Annotated in this window: 6 protein-coding genes and 1 pseudogene; 5 read left to right on the forward strand and 2 right to left on the reverse strand. The window is 39.7% G+C overall.

The window, feature by feature from the left end:
• The 4 genes from JAO78_RS16415 to JAO78_RS16430 all read left to right on the forward strand — a co-directional run.
• Positions 1-291 (forward strand): Imm32 family immunity protein (locus JAO78_RS16415; RefSeq protein ID WP_226752444.1); only part of this gene is annotated, 291 nt, incomplete at its 5' end.
• Positions 292-419: 128 nt separating this feature from the next.
• A complete protein-coding gene (locus JAO78_RS16420) occupies positions 420-812 on the forward strand; it encodes a hypothetical protein (RefSeq protein WP_226752445.1) in 393 nt (130 codons plus the stop codon).
• Between the two features lie 88 nt (positions 813-900).
• Positions 901-1,641, forward strand: coding sequence for an alpha/beta hydrolase (locus JAO78_RS16425; RefSeq protein WP_226752446.1), 741 nt, complete (start codon positions 901-903; stop codon positions 1,639-1,641).
• A gap of 114 nt (positions 1,642-1,755) precedes the next feature.
• Complete coding sequence (locus tag JAO78_RS16430; RefSeq protein ID WP_226752447.1) at positions 1,756-2,649, forward strand: hypothetical protein; 894 nt, start codon at positions 1,756-1,758, stop codon at positions 2,647-2,649.
• Positions 2,650-2,840: 191 nt separating this feature from the next.
• Here JAO78_RS16430 and JAO78_RS16435 read toward each other — a convergent pair whose 3' ends face one another.
• On the reverse strand, positions 2,841-3,116 hold the full coding sequence (locus JAO78_RS16435) for a hypothetical protein (protein WP_226752448.1): 276 nt from the start codon (positions 3,114-3,116) through the stop codon (positions 2,841-2,843).
• Between the two features lie 98 nt (positions 3,117-3,214).
• A pseudogene (locus tag JAO78_RS16440) lies at positions 3,215-3,496 on the reverse strand (IS110 family transposase); the annotation flags it as partial.
• Positions 3,497-3,777: 281 nt separating this feature from the next.
• Here JAO78_RS16440 and JAO78_RS16445 point away from each other — a divergent pair.
• Entirely contained in the window at positions 3,778-3,924 is a 147-nt protein-coding gene (locus tag JAO78_RS16445) for a hypothetical protein (RefSeq protein ID WP_226752449.1), read from the forward strand.
• Positions 3,925-4,364: the final 440 nt, after the last annotated feature.

Genomic DNA, 4,364 nt, shown 5'->3' on the forward strand with positions numbered 1-4,364 from the left:
GTTAGGTTTCTAATGAAAGAAGTTGAGTTTACCCACAAATTTGTTATCAATAAAAGCGGCATTCCGTTTAGTGAAAACGAACATAATGGTTGCGTTGAGGTGGATGTTAATAACAACACTGTTTACTTGTCTGGTGACAAAGGCGGCTTATTGGCTTTAGCTTCAAAACTAATTGAGGTAGCTAACTGTGATGTCGACGGCTATCACAAACACTTAGATGAAATTGAATTGCCAAATGTATCAATTAAGCCTGATAATTTAGAGCTTAATATAGGTAAATCAAATAGCTAGGTGTAGCCGAAACCTAACAAGGCATTAAAGCAGGAAAATTTACAGTTGGCTGTTTTCACTGCGTTCAACATTTTAGCCAACTATAAATTTCCTCTTAATGAGGCGTTAGGCATTTAAAAGGATGTTAAGTGAACTGGGCACGAATTGCTAAATACACAGTGATTTACTTTATCTGTTCGGCTGCTTCGGGAGTGCCATTGGGTTATGTAATGGGGCGCTATGATTCAGCTGGTGAGATTATTCCGAGCTCAATTTACTGGAGCTTTATTTTCCTTTCTATGATTGTTGAAGCAACGATCATTTATTTCCTAGTGAAAAATCAGGAAAAATTTGCTCTTATACATGCACTTATAGTTGTTTTGCTTAGTTCTTTAATTGCATCATGTATTCTGTTTTTACTAGCTGGTGAGGCTCTTTTGGGCGGTTGGGAAATTGATTATATAACTATGTTTATTGCGCTTTTGTTTGGTTTTGCGCTAGGCAAACAAGCAGCAAAAAGTTCAGGTGTTGTAAATGCCTAACAATCGCAATCACATCGGGCCTTCGGCCCTCGACTCGCAACAAGTTACTCGCGTGTGTTGCGGGCGTTAAGCTTTTTGGATCATACATTTGAGATTTCTAGTTCTGCTCATTTTGTTGGCTAACCCAGTATTTGCTTCTGAGTATCGTGTTATTAAAGATGCTGAGAGGCAAAGGGGTATTCCAATTCAAATTAGCTTTCCGATGGGCGTCTCTTCGTGTAGTGCTGAAAATCAATGTCCTGTCGCTTTTTTAAGCTCAGGTTATGGAGTGGCTTACGATAAGTATTCATTCATCTCAGGTGCTTTGAATAAAGCAGGTTACCTTGTTGTGGCTATTCAGCATGAGCTGCCGGACGATCCATCTCTTGCAGTAACAGGCCATCTTTATACTGAGCGAAGTGAAAATTGGAAGCGAGGCGCTATAACCCTGAAATTTATCCGTGCTCAGCTACAGTCTGAGTTTTCAGGTTACGATTTTAATAAGTTAACCTTAGTTGGTCATTCGAACGGTGGCGATATCTCCAGTTGGTTGCTTAACGAAGGTGTGGATTTTGCTGGGACACTCATAACCTTAGACCACCGCCGTGTTCCTTTACCTAGATCTGGTTCTCTATCCATCCTATCTATCCGCGGTGCCGATTTTCCAGCTGATCAAGGTGTACTGTACACAGAGCAGGAGATGGTGATGTTTGATGCTTGTATTGTGCAAATCGCAAATTCTAAACATAACGATATGACAGATTTTGGCCCTGACTGGCTCAAAGCTTCAATATCGAGCACTTTGTTGAGTTTTATCTCTGGGCAGTGTCATGGCGCAGAAAAAGCTTAACAAACCTCGTCATTCGGAGCCTGCTGCCACTGCGGCGCTCACACGTTCGAGCGCATGCGCGGGGCGTTATAAACCCTCAAGGGATGATTCCGATTCATTTAACAAGGACTTTTCTTGAAAGTTAACGAAACCGTAAGACATTACTTGGGTATGTTCATAGGCTTTAGTTTGTTCTTTCTACTTGCGTTTAGTGGGTGGGAACTTTCAGAGCACTCCGTGTGGTTTGGTAATCTATGGGCATCTGAACTTAATCGATGGCTAATTCTCCTAAGCGGCGTTGTTTTGATTCCGATGTCACTCCTCAAAATCTATTCTTTTTTCTGGGGCAGAGGAAAACTAATCAAAACATTTAAACAGAAGGCTAGATCTAGAATTTCCAACTGTAAAGATAATGATATTGTGCGAATTCAGGGGAGTCTTGTTTCTTTGGCTAATCCACTAATTGCCCCCTTAACCCAACGAGAATGTTCTGCCTACACGTTCAGATTTTTAGAAAAGGTGCAAAGAGTTAATGCTCGCTCTAGGACAGAGGAAGCGTGGCAAACTTCAAAATATGTAGAAACTTCAAAACCATTTTTAATAAAGTGTGAGGATGCTCTGGCTTTAATCCGCACGAATGAGGCAAAAGTAATTGTACATGTAGATAAAGTGCATGATGAGAGTACTTACATGAAAGATAGTGGTGGGTTTCTGACAAAAGAGGAAAACGAAAACCGTGCGTTGGCCTTAAAATCTATAGGCACTGAGCCAAAGCGATTTATTGGTGTCTACGCTGAATGTTTAAAATTTGAAGAAGGCGTTTTGCAACCTAACGAGCAAGTTACGGCTTTAGGTCAAGGAAGATGGATTAAAACTTGTGATGACCATGAACTAAATCACTTACTCGAAGAAGGCATTGAAAATGTCTTTGAATTGAAAACGAGTGAGGCCCAACAACTTATAGTTAGCGATGCAAAATATTTGTTAGATGACGTAAAAGCTCAGTATGATTTTAAAAATAATAAGTAGAGCTCGGGTTTATAACAAACTACTCAAGGCCCTTGCTTCACTCGCTGGGACGCTAACTGATCCGTACTGATCCTTACCAACACTTTTGGACACCTTACAAACGCAATAGTTAAATGGGTCGACTAGCTAAAGCAAGGAAGTCTAGTCCATTTAATTAACGTCATTAAGTCGATTTATTTGGATTGGTCTGACTATCTGACATTTTTTATAACCGAGCTGGATAAAATCTGCCAGTCAGTTTTGATGACTTGTTTGAATTCATAATTGCGCCAATAGCCGAGAGACTTTTTGCCATCAGGCGTGATGCGTTCGAAATATTCAGGGAATAGAGAATTCTTGCCATAGAGCGTCTGCCCCTGAACCAGCAACTCACGGTTTAACTTCCCAGATTGGCTGTCGCGCTCAACTTCTTCAGACAAGGCCAGTACATCAAGGTTTTTAGTTACAAATTTACTTTCATGGGGCATTTTCAGCGACCTCTAATAAATGATGGTTGGATCTATGCCTTGCTTGGTAATAAAGCCGTTTTAGTGAGATGGTTTTGATTATAGCAAAAGACAATATTTTTAGGAATTAACGACAGGGCGACGACATAGCAACAATGACCAAGGCTGGTTAGAAAACGATAAATCCAATAGCCACACGGGCCCGCTTCATAGACAAAATGCAGCGTACTGCCGGGGTGCTTAGATTCGAACTGGCGTACTAGCTTTTGCAGTGCTTGTTTGGTGCCGTTAATGCGTCCGAGACTAACAGGCTTGGCTTCACGATTGTCTTCGATATAGGCCACTTCAAAGAACTCTTTGTGAGTATCTAAGCCAATAAAAGTTATGCTATTGTTAACCATGCTGACCTCCGATTTTGTATATTCAACAAATACAGTATGGCTCTGGTTGCGAAACTAACCCACGAATTCGGAGGTCAGCACTTCGTGTGGAGTCATTATGTCTATAAAGTCTGGGAAATATTGTGGATCTCTGGCAGTGTTTTTATGCAAATAACTATTTGCAAATGCTTGCGAAGCAATTGTTTGTTGTAGGTTATCTTGCTGAACAGTTAGGAACCCTTTAATATATTTTCAAAAAATTTAATATTTTTTCTAAATTTTAATATATAAATAGGAACATCATGGAATACAAGTTAGTTAAAACCCTTTCTTACAAGGGCTTGGTCGAAGAAGTAAACAAATTGATAAAAGAAGGTTGGGTGCCTCAGGGTGGGATATTTGAAGATTCAGCTAAAAACTGTTTTCAAGCTATGATTAAAAAATCATAACGAGTCGTTATCGTTTTTAATGCCAATCACGGCCGCCATGGGGCGTGTTTGGCGCACTCAAGAACTTTGTCTTAGATTTTCGTAAGTTAATTTGAGTAACTTAGTATATTTTAAATATTACAGCCCTTTAGAATCTTCATTGTTGTTTAATTGCTAAATTTACTTTTAATTGATGTGTTTTAAATGCATTTGTCGCTTTGGAATCTCCGGTAAGTTTCAGATCTTGTTTTAAAGAAGCGCGAGCGTTTGGTGTTAGTGATTATCTACGGGCATATTGTTGTAGTTTATGACTTTAAAGTTATTGCTAAAAAGGAGTTTGTATGTAAAGTGTTGTTAGAGAAAAGGAGTTTTATATGGATAGGGATGCCAGTAAACCAATAGACGGTATTTTGTATGCCAACACGCATTTACAACCGCTTGCCCAGCACTTATTCGCCGTA

Origin of the sequence: Alishewanella maricola, from assembly GCF_016343785.1 — a bacterium.
GTDB classification, from domain to species: domain Bacteria; phylum Pseudomonadota; class Gammaproteobacteria; order Enterobacterales; family Alteromonadaceae; genus Alishewanella; species Alishewanella maricola.

Coding starts and splice junctions, on each gene's coding strand:
- JAO78_RS16435 (WP_226752448.1), bottom strand. CDS start 3,116: ATGCCCCATGAAAGTAAATTTGTAACTAAAAACCTTGATGTACTGGCC.
- JAO78_RS16445 (WP_226752449.1), top strand. CDS start 3,778: ATGGAATACAAGTTAGTTAAAACCCTTTCTTACAAGGGCTTGGTCGAA.